Below are 18445 nucleotides of genomic sequence, written 5' to 3'. Positions count from 1 at the left end.
CGCGTGACCTGTCGCTCAGCGCGTGAGGCGGGCAGAGCCGCCATCAGACGGACGGGAGGCCCGGTGCCAGCTGGCACCGGGCCTCCCGTCCGTCCTGGGGGTGCGTCAGGAGCGTCGCGCTACTTCGGGTGGGTCATGCTCAGGACGTCGAGCGCCTCGTCGAGCTGCGCCTCGGTGACCTCGCCGCGCTCGACGTGGCCGAGGGCCACGACGGCTTCGCGCACGGTGATGCCCTCGGCGACGGCGTACTTCGCGACCTTCGCCGCTGCCTCGTAGCCGATGACCCGGTTGAGCGGGGTGACGATCGACGGCGAGGACTCCGCGAAGGCGCGGGCACGCTCGAGGTTCGCCTGCAGCCCGTCGATGGTCTTGTCCGCGAGCACCCGCGAGCTGTTCGCCAGCAGGCGGATCGACTCGAGCAGCGCCGTGCCCATCACCGGGATGGCGACGTTCAGCTCGAACGCACCCGAGGCACCGGCCCACGCGATGGTGGCGTCGTTGCCGATGACCCGGGCGCCGACCATCAGGGTGGCCTCGGGGATCACCGGGTTCACCTTGCCCGGCATGATCGAGGAGCCGGGCTGCAGGTCGGGGATGTGCAGCTCGCCCAGGCCGGTGTTCGGACCGGAGCCCATCCAGCGCAGGTCGTTGTTGATCTTCGTCAGGCTGACGGCGAGCACCTTGAGCGCACCGGAGGCCTCGACCAGGGCGTCACGCGCGCCCTGCGCCTCGAAGTGGTCGACGGCCTCGGTGATCGGCAGGTCGGTGTCGCTCGCGAGCTGGGCGATGACCCGCTGCGGGAAGCCCTTGGGGGTGTTGATGCCGGTGCCGACCGCGGTGCCGCCGAGCGGGACCTCGGCGACGCGGGGGAGCGTCGCCTGCACCCGCTCGACGCCCAGGCGGATCTGGCGTGCGTAGCCGCCGAACTCCTGCCCGAGGGTGACGGGCGTGGCGTCCATCAGGTGCGTCCGGCCGGACTTCACCGCGTCGGCCCACAGCGTGGCTTTCGCTTCGAGAGACTCGGCGAGGTGCTCGAGGGCAGGCACGAGGGTGCGGAGGAGCGCCTCGGTCACGGCGACGTGCACGGAGGTGGGGAAGACGTCGTTCGACGACTGCGAGGCGTTGACGTGGTCGTTCGGGTGCACCGCCGAGCCCGCGATGTCGGACGCCAGTGTCGCGAGCACCTCGTTCATGTTCATGTTCGACGACGTGCCGCTGCCGGTCTGGTAGACGTCGACCGGGAACTGGTCGTGGTGCTGGCCGTCGATGATCAGGTCGGCCGCGCCGGCGATGGCGTCGGCGACGGCGGGCTCGACGATGCCGAGTTCACCGTTCACGATGGCCGCCGCCCGCTTGATCCGTGCGAGCGCCACGATCTGCGCCGACTCGAGCCCGGTGCCCGAGATGGGGAAGTTCTCGACGGCGCGCTGGGTCTGGGCACGGTAGAGCGCCGACTTCGGCACCCGTACCTCGCCCATGGTGTCGTGCTCGATGCGGAACTCGGTCGGGGTGGTGTCGGTCACGTCGTCGTGGTCCTTCCTGGGGTGCTCGCCGGTCGCGGTCGCGCCGGCCCGTGCCTGCGCCCCGGGGTCGCCGGGGCGGTCGTCGTCGGGGTCGCTCTTCGTCTGGCTCGGTCGTCGTCGGGTCGGTCAGACCTGGCCGACGACGGTGTCGATGGTGACTTCTCCGGTGGCGAGGTCGTACGTCGCCCCGACGACGGCCAATCTACCCTCGGCCACGGCGTCGGAGACCGCGCCGGAGCGCTCGATCACCTGGCGGAGGGTGGCTTCGAGGTGTGCGGCGCCGACGGCTTCCTGCGGGAGCTCGGCGTCGGTGAGTCGGACCTTCTCGACGCTCGGGGCGATCGCGTCGACGAGGGCCTGCAGGTGCGGGGCGGGGACCGGCTCACCGGAGCGCGCTGCCGCGACGGCACCGCACCGGGTGTGCCGGAGCACGACGACCAGGGGCGTGCCCAGGGCGACGACCGCGAACTCGATCGAGCCGAGCACGACGTCGTCGACGATCTGGCCGGCGTTGCGGATGGCGAACAGGTCACCGATGCCCGCGTCGAAGACGTGCTCGAACGGCACCCGCGAGTCCGAGCAGCCGAGGACGGTCGCGAACGGCGACTGCGATCCTTCGAGCTCGGTGCGGCGGTCCGGGTCCACGCGGCCCATCCGGCGCTTGTCGGCGGCGAAGCGGGCGTTGCCGTCGACCAGCAGGCGCAGGGCGTCGGACGGGGTGGAGGCGGCGCGGTCGGGCATGGGGCTCCTCGGTTCGGGTGGGACGGGGTGGTGACTGGCGGGGCGGTGCCCGTCGTCTACTCGGTCAGTTCTCGGGAGACGGCGGTCGCGACGGTCCGGAACGCCTTGTCGTCGGCGGTGCCGGAGAGCACGATCGTGTTCTTGCCGAACGTCGAGACGAGCGAGTACGCGTGGTTGCCGGCATCGGTGCCCTCGGCGCGGCGGTCGTAGACGGTCCACTCCGTGTCGCCGATCGTGCGGTCACCGGTGGACGGGCGCTGGTCGAGCTGGTTCGACACCCACGAGGCGTTGGCGTCGATGCCCTGCTGCAAACCGAGGTACTGCTTGTCCGGCGTCACGAAGCCGACGGTCCAGACGTCCACGCCGTCGGTGGTCTTGCTGGCGAAGTCTGCGCGGTTGGCGCTGTAGCCGTCGGGCAGCGGCGGCGCCACCAGGGTGACGTCGTCGACGTTCGCCTTCGCCGCGATCTGCTGGTAGTCGACGGTGCGGTCCACCGTGGTGTCGGGCCGGACGACGACCGCCACCAGGAACAGCACGATGCCGAGCGAGGCGATGAGCGCGATGACCAGGTTGAACGCGGTCTGGTGCTGCCGGCGGGCGGTCCGGGCGGCGTCCTTGCGGGCCCACGTCTCCTCTGCCGTCTCGGGGCGACCGAGCTCGGCGACGATCGGGCGGCCGTTGGCGTCGGTCATCGGCCGGCGCCGTCCTGGGCGTCGCTGGCGGCACGGGCCGCGTCGAGCCGAGCGCGGGCGCCGACGAGCCACTCTTCGCACCGGGCGGCGAGGGCTTCGCCCCGCTCCCAGAGCGCCAGCGAACGCTCGAGGGTCGCGGAGCCCTGTTCGAGCTCGCTCACGACGCGCACGAGTTCGTCGCGGGCCGCTTCGTAGCTCAGCGACTGGACGTCGGTCTGCTCGGGTTCCTGCTGGGATGGCACGGGTCGATCCTACCGAGCGTCCACCGACGATCCGTCGCCCGGACCCAGGCTGTGGAGAACACCCGTGGTGGTCAGGAGCCGTCCGGGCCGGGGCCGTCCGGTTCGAGCGTGCCCGTGGCCGTGCCGGCACCGAGCGTGACGTGCACCGGCGTCGCTCCGGACAGGTCGTCGGTGCCGCGGACCACACCGCCGTCGGCACGCTGCACGATGGCGTACCCGCGGCGCAGGGTGTCGCGCGGCGAGAGTGCCCGGAGCCGGGCGGTCAGGTGCCCGACCTCGGAGTGCCCGCGCTCGAGCCGGCGGTCGAGCAGTTCGCGGGCACGGGACAGGTCGCGGGCGACCTCTTCCGCACGGGTGTCGACGAGCCACGCGGTCGACGCCAGGGCCGGGCGCGACCGCAGCGCGGCGAGCCGGTCGGCCTCGACCGACAGCGTGTGCGAGAGCCGGAGCCCGAGCCGGGCGCGGGCCGCACGGACGTTGGCGAGCTCCTCGGCGACGTCGGGCACGACCCGCTTGGCGGCGTCCGTCGGGGTCGAGGCGCGCAGGTCGGCGACCTCGTCGAGGATCGGGCGGTCGGCCTCGTGCCCGATCGCCGAGACGATCGGGGTCGACGCCGCGGCCGCCGCACGGACGAGCCCTTCGTCGCTGAAGCCGAGCAGGTTCTGGAAGTCGCCGCCGCCGCGGGCGATGATGATGACGTCGACCTCGGGGTCGGCGTCGAGCTCGAGGATCGCCGCCGTGACCTCGCCCACGGTCCGTTCGCCCTGCACGGCCGTGTGCACGGTGCGGAACTCCACCTGGGGCCACCGCAGCTGCGCGTTCCGCTTGACGTCCTTCTCGGCGTCGGAGTCCTTGCCGGTGATGAGGCCGATGCGGTGCGGCAGGAACGGCAGGCGTTGCTTGCGAGCCGGGTCGAACAGCCCTTCCTCGGCGAGGGTGCGGCGGAGGCGCTCGAGGCGTTCGAGCAGGTCACCGAGCCCGACGTGCTTCATCTCGACGACCTGCATGGTCAGCGAGCCGCCCTTGACCCAGTAGTTCGGCTTGAGGGCGGCGACGACCCGGTCGCCCTGCTTGATGTCCGCCGGCACCCGGGAGCGCACGCTGGACCAGATGGAGAACGACACGGTGGCGTCGACCTCGACGTCCTTGAGCTTGCCGTACACGTTGCCGCCGGCGACGTTCCACTGCGTGATCTCGCCCTCGACCCACGCGGTGCCGAGTCGGTCGATCCAGTCGCGGAGCTTCGCGCCGAGGAGCGCCACCGGCCACGGGTTGTCGGCCGTCGGCGGGCCCTGTTCGATCGCCATGTCGCTCCTCGTCCTGCTGGGACGTCCATCGTGCCCGAGACCGGTGACAGGCGACGGACGTCGTGTTCTCCACAGGCACTCCGCGCGCCCAGGTCGCGTGCGTGCCGCTCACCTATCATCGGGGACGTGACGATCACCAACGGCCACACGGTCCCGCTCGCCCCGCCGCGTCTGCACGCGGCGCGGGGTCGACTGCGTGACGAACCGGTCGCCGGCCCCAAGAAGGTGCTGCTCGCGGCCCCCCGTGGTTACTGCGCCGGGGTGGACCGTGCGGTCGTCGCGGTCGAGAAGGCGTTGGAGCAGTACGGCGAGCCCGTCTACGTCCGCAAGCAGATCGTCCACAACGTGCACGTGGTCTCGACGCTCGAGCAGCGCGGTGCCGTCTTCGTCGACGACGTGGCCGAGGTCCCCCGGGGTTCGCACGTCGTCTTCAGCGCGCACGGGGTGTCGCCGGCCGTCGTCGCGGGTGCCGCCGAGCGCGACCTGCACGCCATCGACGCCACCTGCCCCCTCGTCACCAAGGTCCACCGCGAGGCCACCCGGTTCGCCAAGGCCGAGCGCACCATCATCCTGATCGGCCACGCCGGCCACGAAGAGGTCGAGGGAACGATGGGGCACGCCCCGGACCGCACGATCCTGGTGAACGGCCCCGACGACGTCGCCGCGCTGTCGGTCCCCGACCCGGACAACCTCGTCTGGCTGTCGCAGACCACGCTCAGCGTCGACGAGACGATGGAGACCGTGCGGCTGCTGCGCGAGAAGTTCCCGGCCATCCAGGACCCCCCGTCGGACGACATCTGCTACGCCACCCAGAACCGCCAGGTCGCGATCAAGAAGGTCGCGCCCGGCGCCGACCTGGTGATCGTGGTCGGCTCCGCGAACTCGTCGAACAGCGTCCGCCTGGTCGAGGTCGCGCTCGAGCACGGTGCCCGCGCCGCCCACCGCGTCGACTACGCGGAGGAGATCCAGCAGGAGTGGCTCGACGGTGTCGAGACGGTCGGCGTGACCAGCGGTGCGTCCGTTCCGGAAGAACTCGTGGCCGAGGTGCTCGAACAGCTCGCCGACGCCGGCTACGCCGCCGTCGAAGAGGTCGTCACCGCACACGAGGACCTGATGTTCTCGCTCCCCAAGGAGCTCCGCACCGACGCCTCGGGCAACCCGACGCGCGCGCTCGGCGGGCGTCGGGCATGAGCGGCTCGGACGGCTGGTCCTCGGTCCCGCGTCGCGACCCGGCGAACCACGGCGACGCCGGCGCTGGTACCGGCCAGGAGGCCCGGGGTGCGTCCGCGACGTCGGCCGCCGGTCCCGCGAACGGTCGGCCCCAGGGCCGCCCCGCCCCCGGCTACGGCGAGTACGCACCAGAGGGCTGGGTGAACCCGGTCCTCGTCGAGCAGGAACGCCAGGAGCGGGAGCGCCAGGCACGGGAGCGGCAGGACCAGGCCCCCGCCACCGGCGTGCGCGACGCTGCTCCGAGCGACGGCGTCCGCGGCGAACGCGCCGGTGCGGACGCTCGCTCTGGTGCAGTCCCTGCCGGGGCGCAGCGGTCGATGGCCCGCAGCCGGTTCGGTCGCACACCGGCCGACTTCGTGCTCACCGTCGGGCTGCTCGCCTTCGGGCTGGTCTCGGTGGTGCAGTCCCTGTCCGTGGGCGAGGTCGCCTCCACCGTGCGGCGCACCCTCGAGACCCAGTACACGGCGCTGAACGACCCGAGTGCCCTGAGCACGGCGGCCGCCATCGCCGCGATCACCAACGTCGTCGTCTTCGCCCTGGTCGCCTGGTGGTCCATCCGTCGGCTCCGAGCACGGAAGCGGACGTTCTGGGTGCCGCTGGTCGGAGCCGTCGTCGCCACGGCGATCAGCACGATCGCGTTCGTCGTCGTGGTCATGCAGGACCAGGCCTTCGTCGACTTCATGCTGCGACAGTCCGGCGCCTGACCGCCTGACCGCCTGACCGCCTGACCGCCTGACCGCCGGGCTGCTCGCGGCGCCGGCATCCGCGCGCCGAGTGGTCGCAACACGCCGCGGCCCCGCCGTCGAGCGGTCACGAAGTGTCGTCTGGCACTGGCGCGAGCGACAGTTCGTGACCCCTCGGCCCTGCGCGTGCGGGGAGTCGCGACCTCTCGGCAGCCCCTCCCTCGGCCAGCAGCGGTGCCGGTGTGCCTCCGGCGAGCGTCGTCAGCCTCGCGGGCGAGCGCAGCAGCCACCGCCGAGTGGTCGCAACACGCCGCGGCCCCGCCGTCGAGCGGTCACGAAGTGTCGTCTGGCACTGGCGCGAGCGACAGTTCGTGACCCCTCGGCCCTGCGCGTGCAGGGAGTCGTGACCACCCCAGCCAGCAGCCGGAGGTCAGCCGGCCAGGAACGCCGCGACCGCTCCGTGCAGGGCAGCCAGGTCGTCGACGTGCACGAGCTCCCGGATCGAGTGCATCGACAGCAGTCCGACGCCGATGTCGATCGTCGGGATCCCGAGCCGGGTCGCCGCGATCGGGCCGATCGTCGAGCCGCCGGGGATCGTGTTCACGTTGACGAACGGCTGCCACGGCACACCGGCGGTCTCGCACGCGGCGGCCCAGACGGCCTCGCCCTTCGCCTCGGTCATGTAGCGCTGGTTCGCGCTGATCTTCAGCAGCGGTCCTGCCCCGGGGCGCGGGCGGTTCGTCGGGTCGTGCTTCTCCGGCTGATTCGGGTGCACCAGGTGCCCAGCGTCGCTCGACAGCAGCCACGACCCACGGAACGCCCGGGCGGCTTCGGAGCGGGTGGCGCCGAGGCCCTCCTGCACACGGCCGAGGACGTCCTCGAGGAACGGACCACCGGCACCGGACGGCGTCGACGACCCGATCTCCTCGTGGTCGAACGCCGCGAACACCGGGATGTGGTCACCATCGGTCGGAGCGTCGACGATGCCCCGGAGTCCGGCGTGCACGCTCGTCAGGTTGTCCATCCGGCCGGACGCCAGGAACTCCCGCTCGATGCCGATCCGGGCTGGCGCCTGGGTGTCCGCGAGGAACAGGTCCCACGACACGGCGCCCTCGCCGAGCCGGGCGAGCAGCCACTCCACGACGGAGGTCCCACCGGCGTCGCCGTCGGCCCCGACGATCGGTAGGGTGTGCCGCTGGCGGTCGATCTCCTTGCCGTCGTTCACCCCGCGGTCGAGGTGGATGGCCAGGTTGGGGATGCGGGCGACGGCGTCGGTGCTGACGAGCCGCACGCTGCCGTCGGCGTCGACGACCCGGCCGGCGATCCGCAGGTCACGGTCGAACCAGGTCGACAGGAGCGCGCCGCCGTAGACCTCGACATTGAGCTGCTCCCAGCCCCCGGTGCGCACGCCGGGGTTCGGCTTCACGCGGAAGCCGGGGGAGTCGGTGTGGGCGCCGAGGATCCGGAACGGCGTCGTCGGGACGGCACCGTCGGGCAGGCGCCACGCGATGACGGCGCCGTCGCGGACCACCACGTACGCACCGGGTTCGGTCGGCCAGGCGTCGAGCTCGGACAGCTCGGTGAACCCGGCTGCGACGAGACGGTCACGGGTCGCCGCCGCCGCGTGGAACGCGGTGGGCGACTCGGTGACGAACTGGGCGAACTCGGAGGCGATGGCGTCGACGGTCACCCGCCCATCGTGGCACGGGGTGGAGGCGACCCGACGCAGAACGGGGCGCGTCCGGCGGACGCACCCCGTTCCTCCAGGCCGGTGGACCCGGCCGGACGGACCTGCTCAGCCCTTGGCGTGACCGGCCGAGCCGAGGACCTTCGCGGCCTCGACGACGCGGGCCGCCATGGCGGTCTCGGCGACCTTGCCCCAGGCGCGGGGGTCGTACTGCTTCTTGTTGCCGACCTCGCCGTCGATCTTCAGGACACCCTCGTAGTTGCGGAACATCGAGTCCGCGATCGAGCGGGTGAACGCGTACTGCGTGTCCGTGTCGATGTTCATCTTGATGACGCCGTTGCGGACGGCCTCGTGGATCTCGTCGTCGGTCGAGCCGGAGCCGCCGTGGAAGACGAGGTCGAGGGGGTTCTCGCCGGTGCCGTGCTTCGCCGCGACGGACGCCTGGATCTCGCCGAGGAGCTCGGGGCGGAGCTTGACGTTGCCCGGCTTGTAGACGCCGTGCACGTTGCCGAAGGTGAGCGCCGCGATCCAGCGGCCCTTGTCGCCCAGGCCGAGCGCGTCGACGACCTTCTCGACGTCGTTCGGGGTCGTGTAGAGCGCGTCGTTCGTGCCCTCGTGCTGGACGCCGTCCTCTTCGCCGCCGACGACGCCGATCTCGACCTCGAGGATCGCGTTGATGTTCCGCGTCTTCTCGATCATGGTCTTCGCGATCTCGATGTTCTCGTCGAGCGGCACGGCCGAACCGTCCCACATGTGCGACTGGAAGATCGGGTTGCGACCCTGCCGGACCTCTTCCTCGCTCGCCGCGATGAGCGGCAGGACGAAGCCGTCGAGGGCGTCCTTCGGGCAGTGGTCGGTGTGCAGCGCGACCGTGATGTCGTAGTTCTTGGCGACCTCGTGAGCGAACTTCGCCATCGCGAGGGCACCAGCTGCGCGGTTCTTGATGGTGTGGCCGGCGAAGTAGTCGGCACCGCCCGTCGTGACCTGGAGGATGCCGTCGGAACCGGCTTCCTGCAGGCCCTGGAGGACCGCGTTGATGGTCTGCGAGGAGGAGACGTTGACCGCGGGGTACGCGAACTTGCCCGCCTTCGCGCGTTCGATCATCTCGGCGTACTGTTCCGGCGTTGCGATGGGCACGTGGATCTCCTTCGACTTCGGTGATGTCCCCGCCGATCGTAGTCAGAAGCTCTGGAGGCGCGGTCCGGGTTACGCGGTCGGCTCACGTCCGGCGTGCACATGCGTGCACGGGCCCGGTGTCCGGACCGTCGGTCGGCCGCCGGTCGGTAGGCTCGGGTCGTGACTCCCACGACTGAGACCGGCTCCCTGTTCCTCCAGCCCGACCGCAACCTCGCGCTCGAGCTCGTGCGTGCGACGGAGGCCGCCGCGATCCGTGCGCAGCCATGGGTCGGGCGTGGTGAGAAGAACCTCGCCGACGGCGCCGCGGTCGACGCGATGCGCAAGTTCCTCGGCACGGTAAACTTCGACGGCGTCGTCGTCATCGGCGAGGGCGAGAAGGACAACGCCCCGATGCTCTACAACGGCGAGCACGTCGGCAACGGTCACGGCCCAGCCTGCGACATCGCGGTCGACCCGATCGACGGCACCTCGCTCACCGCCGCCGGCCGCCAGAACGCCATCTCCGTCATGGCCGTCTCGGACCGCGGCTCGATGTACGACCCCTCCGCCGTCTTCTACATGGACAAGATCGCCGCCGGCCCCGAGGGTCGCGGTGTCCTGGACCTCGAGAAGCCGATCGGTGACAACATCCGCGCGCTGGCGAAGGCCAAGGGCAAGGACCTCGAGGACATGGTCGTCGCCGTGCTCGACCGTCCGCGCCACGACGAGCTGATCCGCGCCATCCGCGCGACCGGTGCCGGCACGCGACTGCTGCTCGACGGTGACGTCGCCGGTGGCATCGCCGCCGCCCTGCCCGGCTCGACCATCGACATGTGCGTCGGTGTCGGCGGCACCCCCGAGGGCATCATCACGGCGTGCGCGATCAAGGCGCTCGGCGGCGTGATCCTCGGCAAGCTCCAGCCGAAGGACGACGAGGAGCGCGAGCGCGCCATCGCCGCCGGCCACGACCTGGACAAGGTCCTCGACCAGGACGACCTGGTCACGGGTGACAACACGTTCTTCGTCGCCACCGGCGTCACCGACGGCGTCCTGGTCGACGGTGTCCGTCGTTCGCGCGGCGTCATCCACACCGACTCGCTCGTGCTCCGCTCGCGCTCGAACACGATCCGCCGCATCCAGGCGGACCACCGCGCGGAGAAGTGGTTCTAGGCCGGACGATCGTCCGCCGCTTCGGGGCGTCGCCGGTCTTCCGGCGGCGCCCCGTTGCACGAGCCCTTGCGTAGGCTCGACGCATGACTGCGACAACGGCACGGATCGTCGGACTGGACACCGCGGGCATCCGCACGCTGCACGCGGAGGCGGACGGCACGGCCGACCGGCTGCCGCACGTCGTGCCGGTGGCGCCCGACCTCGGCGTGATCCTGGCGGACGAGGACGGCGCGATCCTCACCGCGCCGGCGCTCGCCGAGATGGGCTGGGCGGACGACGACGTCCTGCGTGCAGCCGTCGCCGCCGCGCAGGAGCAGGCCGGAGGCGACGTGGCGGTGATCCAGCCCGGCACGATCGTCATCCAGGACCCCGACCTCGCCGTGGTGCTCGTGCTCGCACCGCAGGCGTTCCAGGGGATCGAGTTCCGCGGCAGCGCAGTGGTCTTCCCGGTTGCGCCGACGACGTTCATCGTCACCGGCGACCAGGACGAGGACGGGCTCCAGGTCGCGGCCGGTGTCGCCCAGCAGATCCTGGCCGACGACGAGGGCGAGGTCCTGAGTGGACCGCCCATGGTGCTGCGCGGTGACGGGTGGGTCCGGTTCGAGCACCCGTCACTCGACGGCGAGCTCCGGACGATCCGCGCGCTCTGGACGGCGACCGCCGCGAACCTGCAGCAGGACGCCCTGCAGGAGTCGTTCGACCGGCGGGGCGAGGACATCCACGTCGGTGCGGTCTCGGTCGCCCGGCTCGCCGAGGACGACCCGGCCTTCTCGTACTCGTCGTGGACCGAGGACGTCGAGACCGTCGTCGCCGCGGTCGACACGATCGTGCTCGTGACCCTCGACGGACAGACGCAGCCCGTGCCGTTCGGTCGGCTGCGTGAGCTGGCGTCCGGGTTGATCGAGGAACTCGAGGTCCGCCCGACGCGCTACCGGCTCCGCGGTTTCCCGGACCTCGAGTCGGTCCGCGCGGCCCTCTGACGGTTCGACCCCGGTCGTGGCACTCGTCCCCGTCGCTGCCCCCTGATATGGTCACACTCGCGCGCTTGTGGACAACAGCGCGACAGATCGGACCTGGGGAGGAATGATGGGGCGGCCGTCGGGGTGGGACGTTGTCGATCAGGGTGATGATCCGGTCAAGGGGGATCCGTCGACGTTGCGGATGATGGCGCGGGAGTACCAGCGCATCTCCGACGCGGCCGATGACGCCTCGACCCGGCTGAAGTCGGTGAAGGGCTCCGGGTGGCTGACCGACTGGGAGGGTGAAGCCGCGGATGTGTTCGTCGACGCGATCGAGGACACCCCGTCTGACCTGACGAAGCTCGTCGATTCGTACGAACTCGCCGCGACGGCGTTGTCGGGGTGGGCTGACACGGTCGATGACACCCAGTACCGGGCTGATGGTGCGTTGGCGGATGCGAAGGACGCCACCGGGGACCTCGCCGCGGCGCAGGACCGGTTGGCGGATGCGCAGTCGACGTTGTCGCACTACGAGTCGGCGTCGAAGGACCTGTCGAAGGTCGCGGACAAGTACCCGGCGGGTTCCGACGTGCCGGACGGGGTGGATGTTCCCTCGCCGGCGCAGTTGCGGGCAGCGTCCGACAACGCGTCCGTCGCGCAGGGGTCCGTGAGCTCGGCGCAGGGGGACATCTCGGCGGCGCAGTCGCGGATCGATGCGGCGAAGCGGCTCGTGGCGGATGCGAAGGGTGACTGGCAGGACGCGGAGCAGCGGACCGCGACGAAGATCGGTGAAGCTGCTGACGCGGGCCTCGGGAAGCAGTCCACGTGGGACAAGATCTTCGGGTCCGAGGCGTGGGAGACCATCGTGTCGGTGGCGAAGGTCGTCGTCGCGGTGGGTGGGATCATCGCGATGATCATCCCGGGGCCGTGGACGTTGGTCATCGCAGCGATCGCGCTCGTGGTGTTGGCGGACACGTTGTACAAGATGAGCAAGGGCGAAGCCGACGGGTGGGACCTCGCTTGGGCCCTCGTCGACTGCGTCCCCCTGGCGGGCGGTCTAGGGGTCACGGCTCGGGCGATGCGGATGGCGAGCAAGGGCGGACGGGCGACCTCGCTGCTACACGTCGGCAGTCGATTCGCACGTGGACGTGACGTGATCGCGAAGCAGGTCAATGCCTTCAATTCGACGTCCAAGCTGGGCAAGCTGTTCACACCCCTGCAGCGAGTCGTTCGGCCGTTCGAACCTGGTGCTGTTCGGTTCTCGCAGAAGTCCGTCTCCTTCAACAGGATCGACCGAACTACCGGCAAACCTTCCAACTACGACGACATCACCAACAGCATGCGTAACGGCGGCTGGCGCGGTGACCCTGTGGATGTCGTCGAGATGCCCGACGGAGCTGTCACGAGCATGGACAACACACGGATCATGGCGGCGCGCGAAACTGACACTCCGGTGCAGGCCCGAGCGCACGAGCACAACGAGGCGTTGACCGCTGACGAGGTCAAGCGGTTCCGCAAGAACGGCCGCGAGCCGGCCACCTGGGGCGATGCGGCGGAGGTTCGTATAGCGGGACAGGGTAAGAGCTGGTCAAGCGCCAATCCAAACGGCTCCAACGATCTGCCACGTCTCAATGGGGTCACACGGTGAGGGACTTGCGAGAGATTTCTACCGACGAACGTTTGATCGCGATTCGTCAGGTGCAACCGGATCTCTTTGTTTATCCGGAGCGGTTCTTCTTGGTGGTTGCATCCGACCAGTTACCGGATATCACGCCATGGTCGTGGCTTTGTAAGTATGAAGACGACTTGTACTTCTGGGCTGAAACTGTCGCTAATCAGTACCCGACCCGTTCCCTCGTACCCTTCGCAAAGCACCAGGACACTGACGATGTGTTCTGCTTTGACGGTGGCGACCATTCGGGCGACCCTCCCGTGCTGATAATCCATACGTTCGCTTCGCCTGGGATGGAGTACCGAGGCCAGTGGGCGTCCTTCGGCGTCTGGTGGGAGGAGATGGAGGAGCATCGAGCTGCGTGGCTCGCGGAGCAGGAAGAGGACTGAGGCATGCCTCGCAAGGACACGTCGATCAGCAAGGCGATGTCGCACGCTTTGCGGCACGAACCGGGTGCGTACGGGCTGGAACTCGGCGCTGACGGGAGCGTCCCGCTCGCAGATCTTGCCGACGCTTTGGAGCGGTCGGGCATTCAGGCATCGTTGGAAGATCTGCGCCGAGTGGTCGCCGAGTCCGACAAGCAGCGCTTCGCCGTCGAAAGCGACCGGATCCGTGCTCAGTACGGGCACTCGACGGACGAGCGCATCGTGAAGCCGGCGATCGTTCCGCAGCCGGTGCTCTGGCATGCAACTTCCCCCGCTGCGGCTGAGTCGATCCTGCGCGAAGGGCTCTTACCGATGGGGCGCCAGTACGCGCATCTGACGACCGATCGCGAGTTGGCTATGCAGGCTGGGCGGCGCAAGTCCACCGCTCCCGTCCTGTTGCGAATTGATGCAGCTCGCGCGCACCGGGAGGGCGTGGAGTTCACGGAGGGCCACGGCCGGGTGACCCTGGCCTTGCTCGTTCCCGCGCGGTACATCTCGGCGGAATGACGCGCCTGCCTCAGCCGCGCGAGTAGCGGGGCTCCTGCATTGCTTGGGCGATGCGCTCGAGACGGTCACCGGTCGAACGGATCGATTTCTCAGTCTTCCGCGAGTGCGCGGGGGCGACGGCAGCCTCATCTCATCAGACGTGAGACTGCTCGGAAGAAGCGAAGGCCCGACCAGCTGGGCTTGCAGTCGGGTGGCGTGGACGTCCTGGATAGCATCATCCGATGAGCACAGCGATGGACAGTTCTGCGTTCTGGGATGCGATCATCGCGGACGATGCGCAGGCGATCACGAGGATCGCGTCGGAAGGCTTCGAAGTGTCTTCAGCATCACGCGCCAATGCCGACGCCCTCACGCCCCTCCACTTCGCGGCTCAGACCGGTGCGGTGCATGCGATGCGAGCACTCCTGGCCCTCGGGGCGGAGGTGGACTCACCGGACCGTTGGGGGACGACGCCGCTGCAGCTCGCAGTGACGAACTCAGGCGACGGCGGACTTGATCCGGTCGCCGTCTTGCTCGACGCCGGCGCTGATCCGTGCCATGTCAACGACTTTGGTGCGACCCCACTGAGCTATGCCCGAATCTTGGGGGACGCACCAGCCGGGCTCATCGCCATGCTGCAGCAGGATCGGGTGTTCGAGCATGATGAGGCGGGCGTATCGGTCGTGTTCGAGGCCGCTACGCATGGGTCCCTCATCGACATCCAATCAGCAGTTCATGCCGATGCGGCTCTGCTCAACTCTGCCGTGGCTGGAGAGACACCGCTCCGACTGCTCGTACGACGTTCTCTCCCCGTGCGACCGAATCGATCGAACCCACATCCGGTCTCTGTGGACGACGCGGTGGCTGGCGCCAGTGCAATGCTGAGTGCCGGAGCGAAGGCCAGGTTGGTCGGTGCAGACGGCTTCACCGCTCAAGGGCTGGCACGAGCGTTCCTGGCGCCGAAGCCGTTGATCAAGGTGCTCGATCGTGCGGCTAAGCTCGAGCGGAGGCAGACAGCGTGAATGATCTAGAGGCATTCAATTGACTGAACTACGGCTTGACGAGAGCGTGGATGGCGTCGGCGCTCGATATGTGCCCAGAAACTTTCCCCCAGCGCGGGCTGACGCACATTTGCGCGGTGCTTCTTTCAATGCCGAGGGTGATTGATGTTCAGATTCGGTAGAGCCGAGAACTCGAGGACAATTGAGGAACCCGTGATCGAGCACGGATACCTCTACATGCAGAAGTGGAATCACTTCACCCGGACGCCGGATCCGAGAGGATTCCTGAGCGAGCAAGAGTGTCGCGGGCGTTGGCACCAGCATCAGGATGACCAGATGGACTGGTTCACTGCGGTCCCCGCCGAACCGAGTGTCGGCACCTTCGTGAGGCGGGACGACGGCGGCTTTGAAATCGATCCCGCATCCGCTGTACCGTCCTGGACCATGGAGGTCACGCCTCGGGGCGGAATTGCCATCGACGGGCCAGCTTTCCAAGTGTTCGTTTGGGACGCAAACAATCGCAATGTGACCCTTGCCACGTATTCGAACCGGTGGGGCGGACGGCTGTTCCTCAGCGAAGTGATCTACAAGATCTTCCCCGAACCTGATGACTTCAGACCGAAGGAACGTGCACTGGCCAACAAGCCCCTGTTCTCCAATCAATTGCACCTGTCTCCGAACGGCGAGGGGCAGCGCACGCGGATCGATCACTCCAAACATACAAAAGACCTGGAGCAGTTCCACGGAGTTGACGTCGAGCCGAACTGGGCGAACACGCCGGATTTTGGTGATTGGGAAGCGTTACCGAAGAAGGTCCTCGAGGGTAACCCCCTCATCTGATTCGTCAGCTGACCAGGCAGAATGACCGATGGCCTTCTCGTTGCGAAAGAACATGTGTGGGCCCGCAACGCCGAGGCCGTCCGCGCGCTCCCCGGGTAGTCCGACGCATGAGCCGTCGCCCCGAGGAAGGTCCGGTCGCGGTCAGGAGACCGACGCGTCGTCCTCGTCCGCCCACAGCGGGTCGCTGACGGTCCGGGGCAGCAGCGCCCCCGGCGACCCCGGCCACGGCAACCGCGTCACCGGCCAGCTCGAGGCGAAGAGCTCACGCCGCCCGGCATCGAACTCCTGCACCGTCTTGAGCTCGTCGTAGACCAGGGCGTACGCGGCCCGCAGGTTGTCGAAGTAGTCGTCCCACGAGTCGAACAGGGTGAAGGCGACATCGGAGACCAGGTCGATCGACGACCACGCGTCGTCCTCGCTCAGGAGCCCGGCGACGTACGCACCTCTGACGGCGGTGACCGCGTTCTTGACGTCCATCGACCAGAGCAGCTTCGGCGGGCGGTCCGCTCGGCGTTCGAGCAGGCTCGACCCTGCCCACGGGTCGGTGCCGAGCAGTGAGGACAGCCGGGTGAGCCGGGTCTCACCCTCGGCGGATCGGCTCAACGCGAGGAACTGCCACGACACGCTCTTCGGGCCGAGCAGGTCGACGGCGAAGGCCTGTGCGTCCCGCCCGCTGGCGATCTTGTAGGTCTCGTCGAGTTCGCGGCGCAGGAACGTCAGCGGGGGCAGGGGGATGGTCACGAAGGGCGACGGCGTGGTGTCCTGCAGGTACTCGCCGCCGAGCTCCACCCGCGAACCGTACGGGGCGAGCGACGCTGGCCACCATCCTTCGTGGAAGTCGCCGAACGAGGCGAGGGCCAGCTGCTGCAGTCGGCGGACGGGCAGCTCGCGAGCACCGGTGCGCTCCCGGTACCGCCGCTGTTCCCGCACCGGCAGCCCGATGTCACGGAGCGAGGTGATGAAGGTCAGCACGAACCACACGACGACGGCGATCAGGAAGCAGCGCCACACCGCCTGGATGCCGTACCCGAAGTGCGCCCGGACGTCGTACGGACCGGCTGTGGCGGCGACGAGGGCGACGAAGAACGCCACGATCGCGATCGCCATGGTGATCCACGCTGCGGCGCGGTCCCGTCGTCGCCCGGTCTGCTTCCGCGCCTTGGCGACCATCGCCCGGTGTCGCCAGCGTGGACGGACGGGGAACTCGCGGTCGCCGGGATGGTTCTGCAGTGCTTCCCCCATGACGATCGATCGTAGCGAGCGGCTCAGTCCTCGTCGACGGCGCCGACGAGCTCCGGCGCCGTGAGCAGCCGCGGCTCGTCCTCGATCGACGACGGGTCCGCGACGACCTTCGACTCGTCGAGCAGCGACAGCCGGCGGGCACTGGGCAGGACCTGGCGTTCGAGCGACCCGACGAAGCGGTTGTAGTCGACGACGGAGCCCCGGATCGAGCGGCCGAGCTTGTCGACGTGCCCGGCCATCGTGGACAGCCGGCCGTAGAGCTCGCGGGAGACCTTGAAGAGCTCGTGTGCCTCTTGCGAGACGACGTCCTGCTGCCACGAGAACGCCACGGTCTTGAGCACGGACCACAGGGTCACGGGTGAAGCGAGCGCGATGCGCTTGCGGAAGGCGTGGTCGAGCAGGCCGGGGTCGGCGGCGAGGGCGCTCGAGATGAGCGACTCGGACGGGATGAAGGCGACGGTGAGCTCGGGGGAGGCGTCGTAGCCGGTCCAGTACTCCCGTGCGGCAAGGGCGTCGACGTGGGCTCGGAGCGCCTTGACGTGCTGGGCGACGAGCTGGTCGCGTCGGGCTGCCTCGGCACCGGTGGCGGTCGCCGGGATCTCGGCGGCCTGCAGGTAGGCGCTGAACGGCACCTTGGCGTCGACGGCGATGGTCTTGCCGCCGGGCAGGTGCACGACCATGTCCGGGCGGGCGGAGCCGACGGCGGTGGTGACGGAGGACTGCACGTCGAAGTCGACGCGTTCGAGCAGTCCGGCGGCCTCGACCACGTTGCGCAGCTGCGTCTCGCCCCAGACGCCGCGCGTGCTGTTCGACGACAGGGCGCTGGCCAGGGTGTCGGCGGTGGCGCGCAGGCGCTCTTCCGACTCGGCGGCCGACCGGAGCTGCGCCGACAGCGCGCCGTACTGCTCGCTCCGCGACTGCTCGAGCTCGGCGATCTTCGTGCGCATCACGTCGAGCGTCTGCGCCACGGGGCTGAGCGCGGAGAGCACCTTGGACTCGTTCTGGTTCCGTGCCGCGTCGACGCCGTGCATGCGCTGCACCAGGTGCTCGAGCTCGGCGGAGCGCCGCTCGAGCGAGTCGACCTGGCGGCGGTACTGCGTGTCCTGGGCGTCGAGGCGTTCCTCGGCGTCGCGCCGCACTGCCTCGAGCTGGCCGCGGAGTGCCTCGGCCGTCGCACGGGCCGACGCGGCGTCGACGCCCGCGCGCGAGCGGGCGAGCGACCAGGCGACGACCGCACCGACGGCGATGCCGATCACGAGACCGATGACCAGGGCGAGGATCTGCATGTCGCGACCCTGGCAGAACCCACCGACACCGCGCCTCCCGGCACTCCGGCGCGCCCCGCAGAACCAGCGTGACCGGCGCCACGGGACCAACGTGACGGACCGCGGAATCCATGTCATGACATTAGGGCAAACAGGGTGTACAG

18 protein-coding genes are annotated in these 18445 nt (G+C 69.5%); 9 read left to right on the top strand and 9 right to left on the bottom strand.

The window, feature by feature from the left end:
* Nucleotides 1-119: 119 nt before the first annotated feature.
* The 5 genes from DEJ21_RS04760 to xseA all read right to left on the bottom strand — a co-directional run bounded on the left by DEJ21_RS04760 (nt 120) and on the right by xseA (nt 4505).
* Nucleotides 120-1523, bottom strand: a complete 1404-nt coding sequence (locus DEJ21_RS04760; protein WP_111223865.1) for an aspartate ammonia-lyase — start codon at nt 1521-1523, stop codon at nt 120-122.
* Nucleotides 1524-1649: 126 nt separating this feature from the next.
* Complete coding sequence (locus tag DEJ21_RS04755; RefSeq protein ID WP_027464510.1) at nt 1650-2264, bottom strand: carbonic anhydrase; 615 nt, start codon at nt 2262-2264, stop codon at nt 1650-1652.
* 56 nt (nt 2265-2320) lie between these two features.
* Nucleotides 2321-2956, bottom strand: coding sequence for a DUF4245 domain-containing protein (locus tag DEJ21_RS04750; RefSeq protein WP_071405755.1), 636 nt, complete (start codon nt 2954-2956; stop codon nt 2321-2323).
* A complete protein-coding gene (locus DEJ21_RS04745; RefSeq protein WP_071405754.1) occupies nt 2953-3198 on the bottom strand; it encodes an exodeoxyribonuclease VII small subunit in 246 nt (81 codons plus the stop codon). The genes DEJ21_RS04750 and DEJ21_RS04745 overlap by 4 nt, the downstream gene beginning before the upstream one ends.
* A gap of 71 nt (nt 3199-3269) precedes the next feature.
* Complete coding sequence (gene xseA / locus DEJ21_RS04740) at nt 3270-4505, bottom strand: exodeoxyribonuclease VII large subunit (protein ID WP_111029593.1); 1236 nt, start codon at nt 4503-4505, stop codon at nt 3270-3272.
* Between the two features lie 126 nt (nt 4506-4631).
* Here xseA and DEJ21_RS04735 point away from each other — a divergent pair, with 126 nt between their 5' ends.
* Both DEJ21_RS04735 and DEJ21_RS04730 read left to right on the top strand, forming a co-directional pair.
* Complete coding sequence (locus tag DEJ21_RS04735) at nt 4632-5696, top strand: 4-hydroxy-3-methylbut-2-enyl diphosphate reductase (RefSeq protein ID WP_372439471.1); 1065 nt, start codon at nt 4632-4634, stop codon at nt 5694-5696.
* A complete protein-coding gene (locus tag DEJ21_RS04730; protein WP_111038844.1) occupies nt 5693-6439 on the top strand; it encodes a DUF6264 family protein in 747 nt (248 codons plus the stop codon). Before DEJ21_RS04735 ends, DEJ21_RS04730 begins: the two co-directional genes overlap by 4 nt.
* Before the next feature lie 409 nt (nt 6440-6848).
* Here the strand turns inward: DEJ21_RS04730 and DEJ21_RS04725 are convergent, their stop codons facing one another.
* Nucleotides 6849-8108: a M18 family aminopeptidase gene (locus tag DEJ21_RS04725; RefSeq protein ID WP_111223864.1), complete on the bottom strand. Its 1260-nt coding sequence runs from the start codon at nt 8106-8108 to the stop codon at nt 6849-6851.
* Between the two features lie 105 nt (nt 8109-8213).
* Nucleotides 8214-9242: a class II fructose-bisphosphate aldolase gene (fbaA, locus tag DEJ21_RS04720; protein ID WP_017886723.1), complete on the bottom strand. Its 1029-nt coding sequence runs from the start codon at nt 9240-9242 to the stop codon at nt 8214-8216.
* Between the two features lie 159 nt (nt 9243-9401).
* On the opposite strand from fbaA, the gene glpX reads away from it, so the two are divergent.
* From glpX to DEJ21_RS04685, 7 genes are all read left to right on the top strand, one after another.
* Nucleotides 9402-10391: a class II fructose-bisphosphatase gene (glpX, locus tag DEJ21_RS04715; RefSeq protein ID WP_017886722.1), complete on the top strand. Its 990-nt coding sequence runs from the start codon at nt 9402-9404 to the stop codon at nt 10389-10391.
* An 83-nt stretch (nt 10392-10474) separates the two neighbouring features.
* The gene (locus tag DEJ21_RS04710) at nt 10475-11371 is read left to right on the top strand and encodes a hypothetical protein (protein WP_111223863.1); all 897 of its coding nucleotides are present in this window, start codon (nt 10475-10477) and stop codon (nt 11369-11371) included.
* 67 nt (nt 11372-11438) lie between these two features.
* Nucleotides 11439-12998: a WXG100 family type VII secretion target gene (locus tag DEJ21_RS04705; RefSeq protein WP_146247695.1), complete on the top strand. Its 1560-nt coding sequence runs from the start codon at nt 11439-11441 to the stop codon at nt 12996-12998.
* 5 nt (nt 12999-13003) lie between these two features.
* Nucleotides 13004-13411, top strand: a complete 408-nt coding sequence (locus tag DEJ21_RS04700; RefSeq protein WP_146247694.1) for an SMI1/KNR4 family protein — start codon at nt 13004-13006, stop codon at nt 13409-13411.
* Nucleotides 13412-13414: 3 nt separating this feature from the next.
* Entirely contained in the window at nt 13415-13954 is a 540-nt protein-coding gene (locus tag DEJ21_RS04695) for an RNA 2'-phosphotransferase (RefSeq protein WP_111223860.1), read from the top strand.
* A gap of 221 nt (nt 13955-14175) precedes the next feature.
* The gene (locus DEJ21_RS04690) at nt 14176-14955 is read left to right on the top strand and encodes an ankyrin repeat domain-containing protein (protein ID WP_258372447.1); all 780 of its coding nucleotides are present in this window, start codon (nt 14176-14178) and stop codon (nt 14953-14955) included.
* Between the two features lie 192 nt (nt 14956-15147).
* The gene (locus DEJ21_RS04685; RefSeq protein WP_111223859.1) at nt 15148-15774 is read left to right on the top strand and encodes a hypothetical protein; all 627 of its coding nucleotides are present in this window, start codon (nt 15148-15150) and stop codon (nt 15772-15774) included.
* Between the two features lie 141 nt (nt 15775-15915).
* On the opposite strand, the gene DEJ21_RS04680 is transcribed toward DEJ21_RS04685, so the two are convergent.
* Nucleotides 15916-17016 carry a DUF1266 domain-containing protein gene (locus DEJ21_RS04680; RefSeq protein WP_111223858.1) on the bottom strand — a complete coding sequence of 367 codons (1101 nt, stop codon included), beginning with the start codon at nt 17014-17016 and terminating at the stop codon, nt 15916-15918.
* Between the two features lie 23 nt (nt 17017-17039).
* Nucleotides 17040-18302 carry a DNA recombination protein RmuC gene (locus DEJ21_RS04675; protein WP_111223857.1) on the bottom strand — a complete coding sequence of 421 codons (1263 nt, stop codon included), beginning with the start codon at nt 18300-18302 and terminating at the stop codon, nt 17040-17042.
* Between the last annotated feature and the right edge of the window lie 143 nt (nt 18303-18445).

The sequence above is a fragment of the Curtobacterium sp. MCSS17_006 genome, assembly GCF_003234215.1.
GTDB lineage: Bacteria > Actinomycetota > Actinomycetes > Actinomycetales > Microbacteriaceae > Curtobacterium > Curtobacterium flaccumfaciens.
The sequence above is the reverse complement of the archived record's forward strand: the minus strand, read 5'-3'. Positions and strand labels throughout refer to the sequence as shown.

What these genes read in the sequence shown, in the direction of transcription:
- DEJ21_RS04755 (WP_027464510.1), bottom strand. Translation starts at nt 2,264, where the DNA reads ATGCCCGACCGCGCCGCCTCCACCCCGTCCGACGCCCTGCGCCTGCTG.
- DEJ21_RS04750 (WP_071405755.1), bottom strand. Translation starts at nt 2,956, where the DNA reads ATGACCGACGCCAACGGCCGCCCGATCGTCGCCGAGCTCGGTCGCCCC.
- DEJ21_RS04695 (WP_111223860.1), top strand. Translation starts at nt 13,415, where the DNA reads ATGCCTCGCAAGGACACGTCGATCAGCAAGGCGATGTCGCACGCTTTG.
- DEJ21_RS04690 (WP_258372447.1), top strand. Translation starts at nt 14,176, where the DNA reads ATGAGCACAGCGATGGACAGTTCTGCGTTCTGGGATGCGATCATCGCG.
- DEJ21_RS04730 (WP_111038844.1), top strand. Translation starts at nt 5,693, where the DNA reads ATGAGCGGCTCGGACGGCTGGTCCTCGGTCCCGCGTCGCGACCCGGCG.
- xseA (WP_111029593.1), bottom strand. Translation starts at nt 4,505, where the DNA reads ATGGCGATCGAACAGGGCCCGCCGACGGCCGACAACCCGTGGCCGGTG.
- DEJ21_RS04680 (WP_111223858.1), bottom strand. Translation starts at nt 17,016, where the DNA reads ATGGGGGAAGCACTGCAGAACCATCCCGGCGACCGCGAGTTCCCCGTC.
- DEJ21_RS04710 (WP_111223863.1), top strand. Translation starts at nt 10,475, where the DNA reads ATGACTGCGACAACGGCACGGATCGTCGGACTGGACACCGCGGGCATC.
- DEJ21_RS04675 (WP_111223857.1), bottom strand. Translation starts at nt 18,302, where the DNA reads ATGCAGATCCTCGCCCTGGTCATCGGTCTCGTGATCGGCATCGCCGTC.